Source organism: Tessaracoccus terricola, assembly GCF_054776555.1.
This window is the reverse complement of the sequence record NZ_BAAHBS010000001.1, coordinates 33,681-50,032: the sequence shown is the minus strand read 5'-3', so window position 1 is coordinate 50,032 and position 16,352 is coordinate 33,681. Positions and strand designations below refer to the sequence as shown.

Below are 16,352 nucleotides of genomic sequence, written 5' to 3'. Positions count from 1 at the left end.
CTAGCGGCGGGGCTCGAACTTCATGTAGCGACGGGCCAGCAGGACCGCCAGCACGCACCAGCCGGCCAGCACGAGCAGCGGGAACCCGGCGGCGGTGAAGCTGCCGAGGAAGCCCTCGGCCGCCTCGCCGGCCATGGTGGCGCCGTCGAGACCGATGTGGACCAGGTCCACGGCCGCGTTGATGGGGGTGAGCGACGCGATGGTCTGGACCACGTCGGGCAGTCCGGTCAGCGGGAACATCGTGCCGGCGGCCATGCCGAGGACCAGGAACACGGGCATCGTGGAGTACTGGGCAGCCTCCACCGTCGAGGTGAACGCCGTCGACGCGGCGGCCAGTCCGACGGAGACGATGACGACGCCCACCACACCCAGCAGCACGAGCACCAGATTGGTGATGGCGGGAACGCCGAAGGCCACCATCGCGACAGCACCTCCGAGGACGAGGTGGGCCAGCAGGATCAGGGTCGACGGCACGGCCGCGGCCATCAGCGCCTCCCACTGGCTGGCCTCACCGGTGGAGAGCCGCTTGAATACGCGGTCCTCACGCCGGGTGACGTAGATCGAGGTCAGGTTGTAGTAGACGGTCATCAGCGCGGACCAGGTGAGCACGATGCACACCACGTAGCCGGCGAAGGAGCCGCCCAGCTGGGCCTCGTTGCCGAGGTTGATGAGCACGAACATGCCGGCCATCATCGGGCCCATCAGCAGGCCGGTGGCGAAGGCCGCCTTGTTGCGGCCCAGCAGCCGCGCCTCGGAGCGTGCGATGGCGGCGACGCGCTTCAGCGGGCTGGTCGGGCGGTGGTCCGTGGCGGGGGCGAGTCGGGTGTCGAGTGTGGTGGTCATGATGTCCTCCTTCAGGCGGCGACGGCCGGGGCGGGGTTGCTGGACAGGGACAGGAAGGCCTTCTCGAGCGAGCCGGAGCGGGCGTCGAGGTTCTCGAGCCGGACGCCGCGGGCGTCGGCCATCCCGAGCAGGGCGCCCAGGGTGGCCTGGAGGTCGCTGCTGGTGAGCACGACGTCGTTGCGCACGGTCTCCGGGGCGCGCAGCAGCGCGGGGAGGGCGGCGACGTCGTCGAGCGGCAGCTGGCTGAGGGCCGCGGCGTCGAAGTTGATCCGGGACGGCTCCTCCGCGGTGATCTGCGCGACGGTGCCCTCGCGGACGATCCGCCCCTCGGCCATGATCACCAGCCGGTCGGCGAGCTGCTCGGCCTCCTCCAGGTAGTGCGTGGTGAGCAGCACCGACGTGCCGTGGTCCAGCATCCCCTGCACCACGGCCCAGGTGGCCTCGCGGGAGGCGGGGTCCAGGCCGGTGGTGGGCTCGTCGAGGAACAGCAGTTCGGGGCGGCCGAGCGTTGCCATGGCGAGGTCCAACCGGCGGCGTTCACCACCTGAGAGCGACTTCACCCGGACGTCGGCGCGGTGACCGAGGTTCACGATCTCCAGCGCCTCCGCGATGGGCCGCGGCGACGAGAGCGTCCCGCCCCACATCTGCAGGGTCTCGGCGATGGTGAGGTCGCCCGAGAAGCCGGCCTCCTGGAGCATAATCCCGGTGCGGGGACGGACCTTGCCGCGCTCGGTGTGGGGGTCGTGGCCGAACACCTTGATGCTGCCGCCGGTGGCGGGGGCCATGCCCTCCAGCACCTCCACCAGCGACGTCTTGCCGGCGCCGTTGACGCCGAGCACGGCGAGCAGTTCCCCGCGGGCCAGGCTCAGGTCCACACCGCGGACCGCCTCGTAGGTCTTGGCGCCGGAACCGTAGGTGCGGCGCACGTTCGTGGCTTCGATCAGGCTTGTCATTTCGTCCTCCCTCGTTGCTGTGCTTCCAGCTTCTCGTGGGAACGTCGTCGCCAGTAGTGCGTGGGTTCACCGGCTGGCGTGAGGGATTCACGGGCCGGGTGTGACGTTTGTCACATCGTCGCGGGATCCGGGCCGAAGCTTGCGCAACAGTGTTGCGAACGGGGCCGACTGCCGACCCTTTCGCAACAGTGTTGCGCTGGGCCGGTTCGGGCGCAGGGGGAGGTGTCTGGCAAGCTTGGCTGGTTGGGCATCCGGCCCGATGCAAGTGCGAATCGGAGAGTGGCGGCGTGAGTGACTCGTACCTGAACCTGCTGCGCGCACCCGGCGTCGCGCGGGTGATGGCCTCGCAGCTGGTGGCCCGGTTCCCCACGGGGATGCTGGCGCTCGGCATCCTGATCCACATCGAGACGGTGTTCGGCTCCTACGGTGCGGCGGGCGTGGTGCTGGCCGCGATGTCGGTGGGCCAGGCCCTCGCCGGCCCGGTGACCAGCCGCATGATGGGCCGCTTCGGTGCTCGCCGGGTGCTGGTGACCACGACGGCGTTGTGCGCCGCGTCGATGGCCGTCCTCGCGCTCGCCACCATGCCGTTGTGGGGATTCGTGGTCTTCGCGCTCCTGACCGGGCTCAGCTCGCCGCCGGTGCAGCCGGCTGTGCGCACCATCTACCCCAAATTGGTCGAGCCTGTCCGCCTGCCGCGCCTGTTCTCCCTCGACGCGTCCGCGCAGGAGATCATCTGGGTGGCGGGGCCGCTGGTGATCACCGTCGTCTCGCGCGAGATCTCGTCGGTGGTGGGGCTCCTGGTTTGCGTGGCGGTCACGGTGGTGGGCGGGGCGTGGTTCATCTCGTCGCGCGAGCTCGGCACCGTCCGGATCGTGCGCAGCGAGTCCCGGATGGGCGCGGTGCTGCTCAAGCCGGGCGTGATGCTGGCGACGGTGACCGGCTTGTTGCTGATCGGCGCCGGTGCCGCCGTGGAGGTGGGCGTCGTCGCCCGCTTCGGCGAGGGCGGCCTCGAGGCCGGCGTGGTGCTGGCGCTGGCGGCGGTGGCATCGCTGGCCGGTGGCCTGACGCTCGGGCACCTGCCGCTCACGGACTGGACGCTCGCCCGTCGCCTGGCGATCGTCGCCGTCGGCACCTTCGTGGCCATCTACGTCACCGGCGTCGGCTGGACCGGCGTGGCCATGCTGGTGTTCGGGTTCGGCATGGCGCCCGCGCTGGCCGTGATGTACACGATGGTGGCGGAGTCCACGGACTTCTCCGAGAGCGCCGAGGCCTACGGCTGGATCGGCACCGGCCAGCTGGTGGGGGCCGCCGTCGGGTCCGCCATCGCCGGGTTCATGGTGGACGCGCAGGGCGCCCCCGGTGGGTTCACCGTCGCCGCCGTGATCGCCGCGCTCGGCGTCGTCACCGCCGTCCTGCTGCGGCACGCCCGGCCGAAGCGCTCGGCCGAGGACCTCCTGGAAGAGGCCGGCTGAGCCTCACCAGCGGTTGTGGACGTCCTCGGCCCAGCCCACCACGTCGGCCACCCGGTGCCAGGTGCCGTCGGCGTCGCGGACACGGCCCGACCAGGTGCCGAAGCACTGGTGGGTGCGCGCGGAGAACACCTTCAGGTCCGTGACTGACTGCTTCAGGTGGAACGGCGCGAGGGTCAGCTCGACGGCCTCGCCCGTGACGTGCCACGGCGCCAGCCAGTCTCCCGCGCTGTAGTCCCAGACCAGTTCCTCGCTGATCTTGGACAGCTTCCCGTCCACCAGCAGGGAGTTCTCCACGGAGCCGGTGCCGTCGGTCCACTTGCCGCCCACCTGGATGCCGATCACCTTGCCGTCGGTGCGGCCGGACCCGGCGCCCCAGTTCCAGCGCACGTCGTAGGGCCAGCGGCCGCGTCCGTGGTCCAGGGTGGCCCATGACTCGCCGGCCGGTACCTCGTGGGTGAGGCCGTCGACGGTGATGGTCCCGGCGGCGGGGCGGGCGACGTCCTTCACGGTGTACTGGAACAGCCTGTCGGTCCAGGGCACGACGACGCCCAGGCACTCGTGGCCTGCGGGGCGTTCGGCGAAGACGTCGAGGGAGATCCGGTCCCCGCGGGCCCGCAGCCGGGTGCCGCGCGGGTCCTCGTCGATGGCGATCTTCACCGCCCGCGTCGACGTCCGCGTCGGCCCCTGCGCCAGGGTTCCGGGCAGCTCCACGCTGCCGCCGAGCACGCCGCTCGCGTCGTGCGAGACGGCCTTGCCGGTGGTCCGGTCCAGGCACCAGAGGCCGTGGACGGCGGCGTAGTCGATGTCCGAGGTGACCAGCGCGACGACGTGCGTGGGTGTGGTGACCGCCCAGTACTCCCAGCGCTTGTTGCGGCCCTTGCCGAAGAGTCCGCGGCCCACGCCGTCGGTGTTGATGAGCGGGGTGCGGGTCCAGCCGACGGCGTCGGGGTTGAGCCGACCGTCGGGGCGGGTGAGGGACACCGGAGCGGTGATCTCCCGCTCGGGGACCGCCACGGCCGCGGGCTCGGCCACCCCGGCGGCGACGTCGTGGCGCAGCCGCAGCCGGGAGTTGGAACTGTGCACCTGCGCCGCGTCCACCTTCAGCACGCGCCGGTCGTAGGTGAGCAGCCCGTTGGTTTCCTGCTCGACGTCGGCCAGCTGGGTGTAGACGAACGCGGCGAGGCCGGCGTCGACGGCGGGCCCCACCTCGGTGTGCTGCAGGCGCAGGAACGCGCGCTCGAACTCGTCGCGGTCCGAGAACTTGCGGTAGCCGAACTCCTCGTCGCTCCAGGTGTGGCCGGGTACGCGCAGCGAGTAGCCGCCGTACTCGGTCAGCGCGGCGGCGCGCGGATCCTCGACGTCCCTGCGGGACAGCTCGTAGCCGCGGAAGTAGACGTGGCGGCTCGCGAGGTCACCGCCGCCCTGGTCGTGCCAGCCGGAGGCGTGGTCCACCACCCGCGTGGGGTCCAGCTCCCGGACCCGCGCGGTGGCGGCCAGCGCGTCGAACTGGCCCCAGCCCTCGTTGAACGGCACCCACACCGCAAGGCTGGGCACGGACCGCAGCAGCGCCACCGTATCGTCCAGCTCCGACAGGAACTCGGCCCGGCCGTCGGCGTCCGCGCGCCCGAACAGCGCGTGGCGGGAGTCGTCGAGCCCGAAATCCACCACCACCGGCGCCCGGGTGACGGCGCGCCTGTAGGTGCTGCCGCCGTTGACCATGTCCTGCCACACGATCATGCCGAGCCGGTCGCAGTGGTGGTACCAGCGCAGCGGCTCGATCTTGATGTGCTTGCGCAGCATGTTGAACCCGAGGTCCTTCATGGTGGCGATGTCGTGCACCAGCGCCGCGTCGGACGGTGCGGTGTAGAGCCCGTCGGGCCAGTAGCCCTGGTCCAGCAGCCCCGCGTGCAGGTACGGCTCGCCGTTGAGCAGCAGCCGGGTGCGGCCGTGGGCGTCCGGGCCCGTGCCGAAGGAACGCATGCCGAAGTAGCTCGTGACGTGGTCGGCGCCCAGCTGGACCTCGACGTCGTGCAGGAACGGGTCCTCGGGGCTCCACCGTCGCGCGGCCTCGCCCAACCCGATCCGGGTGGGGACGCCCAGTTCCACCGCCTCGCGCGCCAGGGTCTCGCCGTCGGCGCGGACCACCACCTCCGCGATCCCGGGCGCGCCCGAGCCGTCGACGACGGTGACCTCCACCTCGCCGGTGTCCAGGTGCGGCGTGAGGACGAGTTCAGAGACCCAGCGCGACGGCACAGATTCCGCCCACACGCTCTGCCAGATCCCAGACTGCGGGGTGTACCAGATGCCGCCGGGCTCTAGCACCTGCTTGCCGCGGGAGCGGTGGGAGGTGTCGGTCACGTCGCGGACCCGCACCACCAGTTCGTGCGGGGCGCCGTCGACGAGTGCCTCGGTGACGTCGATCGAGAACGGTAGGTAGCCGCCCCGGTGCGAGCCCACGCGCGCGCCGTCGATGAACACCTCGCAGTCCTGGTCCACCGCCCCGAAGTGGAGCAGCACGCGGTCGCGGACGAAACCGGCGGGCAGCTGCACCGTGCGGCGGTACCAGAGCGCCTCGTCGGGCTGCAGCACGCGGCCCACGCCGGAGAGCGGCGCCTCGGGGGAGAACGGGACGATGATCTGGCCGTCCCAGCGCTCGGGCGGGGCCGTGACGTCGGCGCCGGTGAAGGCGTGCTCCCAGCGGCCGTTGAGGTTGAGGTGGGAGTCCCGCACCAGCTGTGGGCGCGGGTACTCGGGCAGCACGTGGTCCGGGTCGAGGGCCTCGCCCCAGGGTGTGATCATGCAGGAATCTCCTCTCGTACGGGCGCCGCGGCCCGGCGGCGCAGGAAGTGGACGGGGACGACGATGAACGCGACGACGGCGGCGGCGGCCGGGAAGATCCACGGCGTCGGGACCTGCTTGACGACGCCGAGGTCCACGTAGGTCTCGGCCGCGCCGGAGATCACGGCGGCCCCGACGAACGGCCCCACCACCATCGGTACGAGGATGGCGTAGACCATCCGCAGGCCCTGCACCTGGCCGGCACGGTCGGGCGGGGTCAGGTTGCGCACGCTGGCGGACACGGCCGCCACGCCCAGCATGAACCCGGACATCATCACGATGCCCGCCAGGATCACCGCCACCATGCCGCGGGCGGGGAACATCAGCAGCAGGCCGACGGCGTACAGCGCCGCGGTGGGCAGGATGCCGCGCTGCGGCCCCACCCTGTCCAGCACCCGGCCACCGACGATGCTGACCACCGACGCCGTCAGCAGCGTCACGCCCAGCACGATCGGGTAGCCGTCGATGCGCAGGTAGCGCTGCACGTAGATGATCAGGTACGGCAGGAACACCTGCGTGCTGGTGCCCAGCACCGCCCACGCTGCGAGGGTGACGTAGAGGGCGGGGTTGGCGCGCATCGTCGACGGGCGCAGGCCGTGCAGCACCGAGGACAGGTAGCTGCCGCCGGGCCGTGGTCGCGCCGGTTCACGCAGGCCGAACCATGCCACCACCCCCACCAGCGCCGTCACGCCGCCGATGATCGAGAAGAACGTGAGCCAGTGCCCGCCCTGGGTGAGTGGGTCGAGTGCGCCGAAGACCACCAGCATCGCCAGCAGCGGCATCGTCGCCAGCACGCCGTCGACCTTGCCGCGGTTGTGCTCCGTGGTGGAGTCCGTGACCCAGGCGTTGAACGCGGCGTCGTTCGCCGTCGCGCCCAGCACGCTCATCACGCAGTCGAGGATGATGATGCCGACGACGGCCACCACGACGGCGTCGACGCCCGGCGCGAGTTGTGAGGCAGTCTCCACGTCGACCAGCCCGAAGGCTGCGGTGGTCAGGCCCCAGGCCACGTAGCCGAAGGCGATGAACTCCCGTCGACGTCCGGTGCGGTCGGACCAGGCGCCCGCGAGCAGTGTCGCGACGGTGGCGGCGATGGCGCTGGCCGCCACCAGGGTGGCAAGCACCGTCGGGTTGTCCGTGATCGTGTCGTAGACGAACACGTTGAGGTACATGTTCTCGATGGTCCAGGCCAGCTGCCCCGTCAGGCCCAGGACCGCCACCCAGAACCAGAGGCGACGCCACACTCGGCCTTGAGTCATGCCGCAACCCTAGTGGCCGCAGGTGGGGCTGGGCGGCCGACAGCCACCCGGCACCCCAACCACGCCTCAGTCCAGCTCGTCGCCGGTGGGTTCCGCGGAATAGCGCTGCTTGCGGCGCTTGCTGAGCAGCATGACGACGAACCCGACGAGCACTCCGCCCAGACCGCCGATGACTGCACCCTTCATCATGCTCGCCCCGATGCCGGTGGCGTCGGGACCGATGACGTCCGGGACCGGGATGGTGACCAGACCGGAGCCGGTGAAGACCGTCCAGCCGATGGCTGCGATGATGAGCAGGAAACTCACGCAGATGGCGAGGAGCATTCCGGCCCGGCTCGTGGGGGTGATCCGGGACGCGAGCTCATTGAGGTCGACGGAGCGCTGCTTTGCGTACCAACCCATCGCCAAGGCGGGTGAGCCGGCGAGGATGATCAGCACGACCGGCAGGGCGATGGCACCGAGGACGGCCGCGACCAGTGCCACCGCGAGGTTCACGAACAAGCTGATGCCGATGGCGAAGGTGGCTGCCTCCGTGACCACGGCCCGTTCGCGCTCGTCGCCGTAGGAAGGGCTGTCCGAGGCCATGATCATGTCCGTGATTCGGCGGCCGAGGCCGTGGCGTTTGCTGGTCTGGTTCATTGTCCTGCCTCCTGGTTGCTGGCGTCCTCGTTGAACAGGGCTTCCACCGTGGTGCCGAGCTTCCCTGCGATCCGCAGCGCCAGGTACACCGACGGGGCGTAGTCGCCCTGCTCGATGGCGATGACGGTCTGGCGGCTCACCCCGACGTCGGTGGCGAGTTCGGCCTGCGTCAGGCCGAGCTCGCGACGGCGCAACCGGACAGCGTTGGTGCCGGCTCCCTGGGTTCCTCGTGGACTCATAACTCGATGTTAAGTTGCCTTGACATCCCATCCTATTCTGTGCCGCGTCGAACAAATCTCGTGAAACCCCTCCCAATATTCGAAGCGCTTCGATATCGTCGCAACTGGTCGGGCACCAACCGACCGCCACCTACACAAGGGAGTGAAAGTGACAGCGTTGCGAAACCGGCCGGTCATCGGCCTCATGCTCGCGGTGGGACTTGCCGTCCCACTCGCCTTCGCGGGGCCGGCCTCGGCCGAGCCCCCCGTCGAACCCGGGACGTCCGGCTACACCTGGACCAACGGAGCCATCGTCGGCGGCGGCTACGTCCCCGGCATCGTCTACAACCAGAGCGAACCGGGGCTGGTCTACGCCCGCACCGACATCGGAGGCGCGTACCGGCTCGACCGCACCACCAACCGCTGGGTGCCGCTGCTGGACCACGTCGGCTGGGATGACTGGGGCCACCTCGGGGTGCTCAGCCTGGCCACCGACCCCGTCGACCCGGACCGCGTCTACACCGCCGTCGGCATGTACACCAACGAGTGGGACCCGAACAACGGTGCCATCCTGCGCTCGTCGGACCGCGGCGAGACGTGGCAGCGCACCGACCTGCCGTTCAAGGTGGGCGGCAACATGCCGGGCCGCGGCATCGGCGAGCGGCTCGCGGTGGACCCGGGGGACAACGACGTCATCTACTTCGGGGCCGAGCAGGGGGAGGGGCTGTGGCGCTCCACCGACGCCGGCGCCACCTTCGAGCAGGTGACGGCCTTCCCCAACGCGGGTGACTTCGTGCCGGACGCCGCCTCCGGCAACTCCTACCTGATGTCCAACCTGGGCGTGCTGTGGACCGTCTTCGACCCCGCCTCGGCCACCGCCGACGGCCCCAGCCGGACCATCTTCACCGCCGTCGCCGACGTCGACGACATCCTCTACCGCTCCGACGACGCTGGCCTGACCTGGCAGCCGGTGGCCGGGGCACCCACCGGGTTCATCCCGCACCACGGCGTCGTCGACGAGCAGGGCCGGTTCCTCTACCTAACCACCAGCAACACCTCCGGACCCTACGACGGCTCCGACGGCGAGGTGTGGCGCTACGGCATCGACGACGGCACCTGGACCGACATCACCCCCACCCACCGCCCCGTCGGTGGTGACTTCGGCTTCGGCGGGCTGACCGTCGACAAGAGCGACCCGGACACCGTCATGGTGGTCTCCCAGATCCAGTGGTGGCCCGACGTCCTGATCTTCCGCAGCACCGACCGCGGCGAGACCTGGACCCCCATCTGGGACTACACCTACGACGCAAGCGGCAACACGCAGTTCGAGTCCCGCTACGAGCAGGACATCTCCGCGCAGCCCTGGCTGGCGTTCGGCGGGCAGGTGGCGCCGCCGCAGCCCTGGGCCGAACCGACGCCGAAGTTGGGCTGGATGGTCTCCGCGCTGGAGATCAACCCCTTCGACTCCGACGAGCTGATGTACGGCACCGGAGCCACCATCTACCGCGCCAACGACCTGACCGAGTGGGACCGCGACGGCGGCACCATCCACATCGCGCCCGCGGCCGACGGCATCGAGGAGACCGCGATCCTGGACCTCGCCGCACCCGCCGGCGACGTCGACCTCGTCTCCGCCATGTACGACCTCGGCGGATTCGTCCACGACGACGTGCACACCATCACCAACACGTTCCGCGGCCCGTACTTCGGCGGCGCCACCAGCGTCGACGTCGCCGGCCTCGCCCCCGACGTGTTCGCCCGTGCCGGCACCGACGGACCGGGGAACGTGGTCGCCGCCGTGACCGCCGACTCCGGCGAGACCTGGACCGCATCGCCCGCCGCCGAGGGCGCCACCGGTTCCGGCACCATCACGGCAACCGCCGACGGCGCCGGCTTCGTGTGGGCCCCCGAGGGGGTCGGCGTGCGGCACTCCGTCGACAGCGGGGCCACCTGGGAGCCCGTGGTGGGCCTGCCCGACGGGGCGCGGGTGGAGAGCGACCGGGTCGACGCGTCACTGGTCTACGGCTTCGCCGACGGGGTGTTCCACCGCTCCGACGACGGTGGCGCCACGTTCACCGCGGTGAGCAGCGGCGTGCTGCCCGCCGAGGGCAACGCCCGCTTCGCCGCGCTGCCCGGCCACCCGGGCGAGGTCTGGTTGACCGGCGGCTCCGACGACGGCCCCTACGGCATGTGGCGCTCCGCCGACGCCGGCTCCACCTGGACCCGGGTGGCCGCGTTCGAGGAGGCCGACACCGTCGGATTCGGCAAGGCCGCGCCGGGTTCCACCACGCCCGCCATCTACACCGCCGCCCAGCGCGACGGCGTGCGCGGGGTGTACCGCTCCGTCGACGCCGGCTCCACCTGGGAGCGCATCAACGACGACGAGCACCAGTTCGGAGCCATCGGCGCCGACATCGAGGGTGACCCCGACGTCTTCGGGCGCGTCTACATCGCCAGCAACGGCCGCGGCATCGTCGTCGGCGACGACACGTCGGCGACCGCCCCGAGTGCATGGGAGGCCGGGACGGTCCACCAGGCCGGCGACGTCGTCGAGCACGACGGTGCTGTCTGGGTGGCGTCGTGGTGGACGCGCGGGCAGGAGCCCGGGCAGCCCTACGGTCCGTGGCAGGAGGTCAGCGCCACCGCCGTCGGTGTGGCCGAGTGGACCCGCACCCGGATCTTCGAGGCCGGCGACGTCGTGGCCCACAACGGTGAACTGTGGCGTGCCAAGTGGTGGACGCGTGCGCAGGAGCCGGGCGCCGACGCCTGGGGCCCGTGGGGGCGGGTGGGTTAGTTTCCCGTGACCTGGAACCGCTGGTCGGTCAGCGCCCCTCGGGGGCACCGACTGGCGGTTTCAGGCGCTCGGGGCCACCCAGATGCAGGCGGGGCCGCCGCCGGAGGTGGCCTCGCCCGACGAGTCGGTGATCCGCTGCAGGTGCGGCGAGGTTCCCTCCCGGGTGGCGATTCCCCGGTCCTGCGCAGCCTTCACGATCCGCTCGCGGAACTTCTTCCAGTACGCAGCCCCTTGCGGGAACTGCTGGAACTCGACGGACTTCACGACGGCGAGCCGAACGCCGCCGTCGACCTCCGTGAGGCGGCAGTGGACGTCGTCGCGCTCGGCGAAGGCCACGTGCCAGGTGCCCGGCCCCGCAGCACTCGCCAGCTTGGGCTTGGCGGCCACGGCCTGGTTGATCACGTCGGTCGCAGTGGCGGGGTCGGTCTGCAGCTCGAGCGTGGTGGACAACGCGTCCAGCGCCACGGGGAGCCGCTTGGCGGCGAAGTTCTTGCCCGCGTCCTCACCGAACTTCTGGGCGCGCCGCGTGAGCATTCCCTTCCACAGGGGGGAGAGGAACAGGACGAGGATGAGCAGCAGGATGCCGATGTACTGCCAGGTGGGCACGGGGACTCCTAGGTCTTCGGGCGGGGAACCGGTGGTTCTCGATGCAGAAGAATTGCACAACCGGGTCTCAGGGCTCTGCGATGGACGGGTCCACCCGGAGGGCGAGGGAGCGGGGAGCCTGGAGGCAGTACGAGTCCAGGAGCAGCTCGGCCAGTTCCTCCCAGTCCGAGTCCTCGTCCACGAGCATCCCGACGGCGTCCTCCCCGACGACGAAGTACGGCTCGCCCATGTGCTCGAAGGCGGCCACCTCGTCGGGTCTGGCCCGGAACGTGATGCGGAACCGCTGGTCGTGGCCGCCGAAGATGTGCGCCACCGTCGCGCCCGAGACGCGCCACCTGGCGCCGGTCCAGGCCGGGTCCTCCTCGCACCCGGGGAACGCGCTCAGGATCTCGTCCACACGCAAGACCCACTCCTCGGGGACCTCGGGTCTGCTCGGTTTCGCCACGCAGGAGATCCTGCCACGCACCCCGGACAGTTCGCGGCGCTTCCCCCCTTGTACTGCGGAACCACTGACCAGCCACTGAAGATGGAGAGATGATGACCCACCCGCACGAGGAGTTCCCCAACCAGGTCCCGCTGCTGGCGGGCTTCTGGTCCGACCCGACCATCTGCCGCGCCGGTCAGGAGTACGTGCTGGCCCACTCCAGCTTCGAGTACTTCCCCGGCGCCCCGGTCCACACCAGCACCGACCTGCTCGAGTGGCGCCACGTCGGACACGTCGTCGACCGCCCCGGCCAGACCGACCTGACCAGCGGCGGGGCGTCGTCGGGGATCTACGGATCCACCATCCGCCACCACGACGGCAGGTTCTGGTTCATCACCACGAACATCGCGCAGGTGGGCCGGGGGCAGTCGCTGTTCACCGCGGACCACCCCGAGGGCCCGTGGTCGGACCCGGTGCTGGTCCCCGTCGCCGGCATCGACCCGGACATCGCATGGGATGACGACGGCACCTGCCTGGTGACCTGGTGCAGCATCCCCTGGGGGATCCAGCAGGTGGCCGTGGACCCCGCCTCCGGTGAACTCCTCGGCGAGCCCGTCCGCCTGTGGTCCGGAACCGGCATGCGAAACCCCGAGGGCCCGCACCTCCACAAGGTGGGCGGCTGGTGGTACCTGCTCATCGCCGAGGGCGGCACCGACCGCGGACACAGCGTCAGCGTCGCCCGCAGCCGCTCGGCCCGCGGCCCCTTCGAGGGCTGCCCCGCCAACCCCATCCTCACCCGCCGCAGCACCGAGCACCCGGTCCAGTCGGTTGGGCACGCAGACCTGGTCGAGGGCCCCGGCGGGCAGTGGTACGCCGTCCACCACGGCACCCGGCCGCGCGGGAAGTTTCCGCAGTGGCACGTGCTGGGCCGCGAGACCTTCCTGGCCCGCGTCGAGTGGCGCGACGACTGGCCCGTCATCGTCGAGGAGGACGGGGTCCCCGTCGCAGGCACTGACTTCACCGACACCTTCGACGGTGCCCTCGACCCCCGCTGGACCTCCCCGTCGGGCGACCTGTCCGGCGTCACCACCGGCGCCGGGCTGGTGCTGACCTGCGACGACGCCCGTCCCCGGCCCGTCGTCTGCCGCGTGCGTGACCAGGAGTGGAGCGCCACCGCAGCGCTCGACGTCGCCGCCGGGGCCGTGCGGCTGCTCGTCCACCTCGACGACGAGCACTGGTACGGGATCGAGGCCGACGGCGACGAGGTCCGCGCCGTCGCACACGTCGGGCCGCTGGCGCAGGTGCTGGGGTCGGTCACCGTCGAACCGGAGCATCGCAGGATGGTCGCCCTGCGGGTCTCGGCCCGCCTGCCGGAGGACGGGCCGGAGCCCGACGTCGTGGCGCTCGAACTGCGCACCGGCGACGGCTGGCAGGTGCTGGGCCGGCTGGACGGGCGCTACGTCTCCACCGAGGTGGCCGGCGGGTTCACCGGGCGCATGGTGGGGCTGGAGGTGCTCTCCGGGACGGTGGTCTGCCGCTCGTTCGCCTACGAACGCGTGGGTTAGGGGGTCAGTCGGTCACGTTTCCGGTTGTGCGCGAGGGCGAGGTCCACCCACGAGGCCAGCTGCGCCTCGTCGGCGACGGCGTCGGCGGCCACCTCGATCCAGCCCGGACCCATGTCGCGCCCGGGACCCCATCTCGGCCTGCTCCACCCCGGGCTGCTCCAGCGAGCCGTGACCAGGGCACGCGACACGCCGCTGTGCGGATCCACTAGTGCACGGAAACCGATTGCTCGCGTGCTGTGGTCACGACCGCGTCAGGTCACCGTAGCCAGCAGCAGTCCCAGCGCGGCGGCCACCGTCGCCAGGACCAGGACGCCCAGGCCGTTGGCGAGTGCCGCGCCCGTGCGGCGCTCCTGGAGCAGTCGCACCGTCTCGAAGCTCGCGGTGGAGAAGGTCGTGTAGCCGCCGAGGAAGCCGGTGCCTACCACCAACTGCCACTCGTGCGGCAGCAAGGCCGACGACGCGAGTCCCGTCAGCAGGCCGAGGGCGAACGAGCCGATGACGTTGACCACGATGGTCCCGAGCGGCAGCCCTGCCCGGGGAGCCCGGGCAGTGATGACGCCGTCGAGGACGAAGCGGCAGACAGCGCCGAGGCCGCCTGCGATCGCGAGGACGAGGAAGAGCGGCGCCGTCATCGTCGGGCCCCTGCCACTATGCCGCACCACGTCGCCGCCGCCCCCACCAGCACCGTGCCCAGCGCATGGGCGACGGCTGGGGCCGCCCTGCCGTCGCCGAGCAGCACGGCGGTGTCCGTGGCGAGCGTGCTGTACGTGGTGAAGCCGCCCATGAACCCGGTCCCCAGCAGGAGTCGGAGGCGACGGTTGCGGCCACGGTCCGGGCCGCGGCGGGCGAGGCGCTCCAGCAGCAGCCCCAGCAGGAACGCGCCACAGATGTTGATGCCGGCGATGGTCCACGCCACGCCGTCGACGGCCGGCAGCGCCAGGCTCAGCGCCTCCCTTGTCCCCGTGCCCAGCGTGCCGCCCAGGAACACGAGTGCGATGGCCCGCGGGTCCCGGTACGGGGCGCGGGGCGACGGGGGAGCGCCGCGGCCGGGTGGGTCGTCGGCGGCGGTGTCTGGGTCCAGCGGCAGTTCGGGGTGCCGGTGGGGGTGCTGCTCCACGCCTCTCCTTCCAGGTTCTCGGGGTGGGCCCAGCGCAACAGTGTTGCGCAGGCGGCCGTCGTCGACGGCTCTCGCAACAGTGTTGCGCAGGGGACGGGTGTCCCGTTCGCAAGAGGCTTGCGCAAGGGTCGGTCTGCCGACCCCAACGCAAGTGACTTGCGAACGGGACACCACAGGCGGCCCGGGAACCGCGCGGCGGAAGCCCGGATCAGACGACGGTGACCTCGCGGGCGCGCAGGTCGGCGACGATGGCGGCGTAGCGCTCCTCGTCGATCCGGTACTTCGCCCGCAGGATCACCCAGCTCGCCACCATCAACAGCATGGGGATGACCATCATCACCAGCTTGAACGCGTCCACGCCGGCGTCGGTCATCTCGTCGGGCGAGGAGATCTCGCTGATGCCGGAGGTCAGCAGCGCGATGCCCACCAGCGCCGTCCCCAGCGCGTTGGAGCCCTTGTAGATGAAGGGTTGCAGGGAGAAGGTGATGGACTCGTTGCGACGGCCTAGCTTCCACTCGCCGTACTCGACGCAGTCGGCCACGAACATCAGCATCAGCAGTTGGATGAACGCCTGCCCGACGAACAGCAGCACCCCCGCCACGCCGATCACGAGCATGTTCTGCCCGGCCAGGGCGAAGATGAGCAGCCCCACCACGCACAGCACCGTCGCCAGCAGGTGGATGCCGCGCCGCCGCAGCACCCTGGCCACCAGCGGGAACACGGCCAGCCCCGTCAGTTGCGCCACGCCCAGGACCGCGGCGAACACCGAGTACATGCCCTCGTCGCCGTAGACGTACTTGAAGTAGTAGATGCCCAGGCTGGTGGTGCCGGTGTAGCCGGCCATGAACAGCAGCATGCCGAGCGTCACCCACAGCAGTTGGTCGTTCTTCCCGATCACCCGCACGAGGTCCTTCACCGGGGTGTGCTCGGCCGGCACCGCCACCCGCTGCCGCGCGAACAGCACCGTCAGCGATTGGAACGCCAGCATCACCACGACGAGGATGATGGCCAGGGCGAACCAGCCCTGCTGCAGGCTGCCGAGCCGCTCGCCCAGCATCGTCGTGACCGGGATGATCGCTACCACGACGGCGAACAGGCCGATGTTGGCGCTGATCCGGGCGATGACGCCGATGGCCTCGCGTTCCTTCTGGCTGCGGGTCAGCGACGGCAGCAGGCCGTAGAAGGAGATGTCGTTGATGGTGTAGCTGATCTCCCACGCCAGGTAGACGAGCGTGAACACCACCAGGAATGCGGTGCCCTGCAGACCTGTGTCGACGAACATCAGCACCGTCGTGATTCCCCACAGCAGCGCGCCGACGGTGATCCACGGCTTGAACTTGCCCCAGCGGCTGCGGGTGTTGTCCACGATGACGCCCATGAACGGGTCGTTGACCGCGTCGAAGACCCGCATCACCACCAGGATCACCGTCACTGCGGCCACCATCTGGCCGGAGACGTCGAGCACGTCGGTGAGGTAGAACATCAGGAACATGGAGACCATCGCGGCCGTCATGTCCCGGCCCAGGGTTCCGAGCCCGAAGCTCAACCGGTTGCGCCACGGGCGCGGCTCGACGGCGGCGTCGGTGGGGGCTGTTCCTGCGGCTGCGGTGCTCACGTCGACATC

The 16,352-nt window shown here is 70.8% G+C and carries 15 protein-coding genes; 3 read left to right on the top strand and 12 right to left on the bottom strand.

Annotated elements, in window-relative coordinates:
* Together ACYU7G_RS00270 and ACYU7G_RS00265 are read right to left on the bottom strand one after the other, a co-directional pair.
* A complete protein-coding gene (locus ACYU7G_RS00270) occupies positions 1 to 843 on the bottom strand; it encodes an ABC transporter permease (protein WP_461103561.1) in 843 nt (280 codons plus the stop codon).
* Positions 844 to 854: 11 nt separating this feature from the next.
* Positions 855 to 1,796, bottom strand: a complete 942-nt coding sequence (locus tag ACYU7G_RS00265; RefSeq protein ID WP_461103559.1) for an ABC transporter ATP-binding protein — start codon at positions 1,794 to 1,796, stop codon at positions 855 to 857.
* Positions 1,797 to 1,945: 149 nt separating this feature from the next.
* On the opposite strand from ACYU7G_RS00265, the gene ACYU7G_RS00260 reads away from it, so the two are divergent.
* Entirely contained in the window at positions 1,946 to 3,268 is a 1,323-nt protein-coding gene (locus tag ACYU7G_RS00260; protein WP_461103557.1) for an MFS transporter, read from the top strand.
* A 3-nt stretch (positions 3,269 to 3,271) separates the two neighbouring features.
* On the opposite strand, the gene ACYU7G_RS00255 is transcribed toward ACYU7G_RS00260, so the two are convergent.
* From ACYU7G_RS00255 to ACYU7G_RS00240, 4 genes are all read right to left on the bottom strand, one after another.
* The gene (locus tag ACYU7G_RS00255) at positions 3,272 to 6,067 is read right to left on the bottom strand and encodes a DUF2804 family protein (RefSeq protein WP_461103555.1); all 2,796 of its coding nucleotides are present in this window, start codon (positions 6,065 to 6,067) and stop codon (positions 3,272 to 3,274) included.
* Positions 6,064 to 7,365 carry an MFS transporter gene (locus ACYU7G_RS00250; protein ID WP_461103553.1) on the bottom strand — a complete coding sequence of 434 codons (1,302 nt, stop codon included), beginning with the start codon at positions 7,363 to 7,365 and terminating at the stop codon, positions 6,064 to 6,066. The genes ACYU7G_RS00255 and ACYU7G_RS00250 overlap by 4 nt, the downstream gene beginning before the upstream one ends.
* 66 nt (positions 7,366 to 7,431) lie before the next feature.
* Positions 7,432 to 8,004 (bottom strand): hypothetical protein, encoded by a 573-nt coding sequence (locus tag ACYU7G_RS00245; protein WP_461103551.1) that lies wholly within the window; start codon positions 8,002 to 8,004, stop codon positions 7,432 to 7,434.
* Positions 8,001 to 8,243, bottom strand: a complete 243-nt coding sequence (locus ACYU7G_RS00240) for a helix-turn-helix transcriptional regulator (RefSeq protein WP_461103549.1) — start codon at positions 8,241 to 8,243, stop codon at positions 8,001 to 8,003. The genes ACYU7G_RS00245 and ACYU7G_RS00240 overlap by 4 nt, the downstream gene beginning before the upstream one ends.
* A gap of 148 nt (positions 8,244 to 8,391) precedes the next feature.
* Between ACYU7G_RS00240 and ACYU7G_RS00235 the strand changes: the two genes are divergently transcribed.
* The gene (locus ACYU7G_RS00235; protein WP_461103547.1) at positions 8,392 to 11,016 is read left to right on the top strand and encodes a carbohydrate-binding protein; all 2,625 of its coding nucleotides are present in this window, start codon (positions 8,392 to 8,394) and stop codon (positions 11,014 to 11,016) included.
* Between the two features lie 60 nt (positions 11,017 to 11,076).
* Here the strand turns inward: ACYU7G_RS00235 and ACYU7G_RS00230 are convergent, their stop codons facing one another.
* Entirely contained in the window at positions 11,077 to 11,622 is a 546-nt protein-coding gene (locus ACYU7G_RS00230; RefSeq protein ID WP_461103545.1) for a hypothetical protein, read from the bottom strand.
* Between the two features lie 67 nt (positions 11,623 to 11,689).
* On the bottom strand, positions 11,690 to 12,067 hold the full coding sequence (locus ACYU7G_RS00225) for an MmcQ/YjbR family DNA-binding protein (protein WP_461103543.1): 378 nt from the start codon (positions 12,065 to 12,067) through the stop codon (positions 11,690 to 11,692).
* A gap of 92 nt (positions 12,068 to 12,159) precedes the next feature.
* Here ACYU7G_RS00225 and ACYU7G_RS00220 point away from each other — a divergent pair, with 92 nt between their 5' ends.
* A complete protein-coding gene (locus ACYU7G_RS00220; RefSeq protein ID WP_461103541.1) occupies positions 12,160 to 13,611 on the top strand; it encodes a glycoside hydrolase family 43 protein in 1,452 nt (483 codons plus the stop codon).
* Here the strand turns inward: ACYU7G_RS00220 and ACYU7G_RS00215 are convergent.
* From ACYU7G_RS00215 to ACYU7G_RS00200, 4 genes are all read right to left on the bottom strand, one after another.
* Positions 13,608 to 13,799: a hypothetical protein gene (locus tag ACYU7G_RS00215; RefSeq protein ID WP_461103539.1), complete on the bottom strand. Its 192-nt coding sequence runs from the start codon at positions 13,797 to 13,799 to the stop codon at positions 13,608 to 13,610. The genes ACYU7G_RS00220 and ACYU7G_RS00215 overlap by 4 nt on opposite strands.
* Positions 13,800 to 13,862: 63 nt before the next feature.
* Positions 13,863 to 14,243 carry a fluoride efflux transporter CrcB gene (gene crcB / locus ACYU7G_RS00210; RefSeq protein WP_461103537.1) on the bottom strand — a complete coding sequence of 127 codons (381 nt, stop codon included), beginning with the start codon at positions 14,241 to 14,243 and terminating at the stop codon, positions 13,863 to 13,865.
* Positions 14,240 to 14,728, bottom strand: coding sequence for a fluoride efflux transporter FluC (locus ACYU7G_RS00205; protein ID WP_461103535.1), 489 nt, complete (start codon positions 14,726 to 14,728; stop codon positions 14,240 to 14,242). Before ACYU7G_RS00205 ends, crcB begins: the two co-directional genes overlap by 4 nt.
* A gap of 208 nt (positions 14,729 to 14,936) precedes the next feature.
* Positions 14,937 to 16,343, bottom strand: coding sequence for a glycoside-pentoside-hexuronide (GPH):cation symporter (locus ACYU7G_RS00200; RefSeq protein WP_461103533.1), 1,407 nt, complete (start codon positions 16,341 to 16,343; stop codon positions 14,937 to 14,939).
* Positions 16,344 to 16,352 lie beyond the last annotated feature (9 nt).

Bases quoted from the DNA above. Each gene is read 5' to 3' on its own strand.
- ACYU7G_RS00270 (WP_461103561.1), bottom strand. From the start codon at position 843: ATGACCACCACACTCGACACCCGACTCGCCCCCGCCACGGACCACCGC.
- ACYU7G_RS00265 (WP_461103559.1), bottom strand. From the start codon at position 1,796: ATGACAAGCCTGATCGAAGCCACGAACGTGCGCCGCACCTACGGTTCC.
- ACYU7G_RS00255 (WP_461103555.1), bottom strand. From the start codon at position 6,067: ATGATCACACCCTGGGGCGAGGCCCTCGACCCGGACCACGTGCTGCCC.
- ACYU7G_RS00250 (WP_461103553.1), bottom strand. From the start codon at position 7,365: ATGACTCAAGGCCGAGTGTGGCGTCGCCTCTGGTTCTGGGTGGCGGTC.
- ACYU7G_RS00245 (WP_461103551.1), bottom strand. From the start codon at position 8,004: ATGAACCAGACCAGCAAACGCCACGGCCTCGGCCGCCGAATCACGGAC.
- ACYU7G_RS00240 (WP_461103549.1), bottom strand. From the start codon at position 8,243: ATGAGTCCACGAGGAACCCAGGGAGCCGGCACCAACGCTGTCCGGTTG.
- ACYU7G_RS00220 (WP_461103541.1), top strand. From the start codon at position 12,160: ATGACCCACCCGCACGAGGAGTTCCCCAACCAGGTCCCGCTGCTGGCG.
- crcB (WP_461103537.1), bottom strand. From the start codon at position 14,243: ATGACGGCGCCGCTCTTCCTCGTCCTCGCGATCGCAGGCGGCCTCGGC.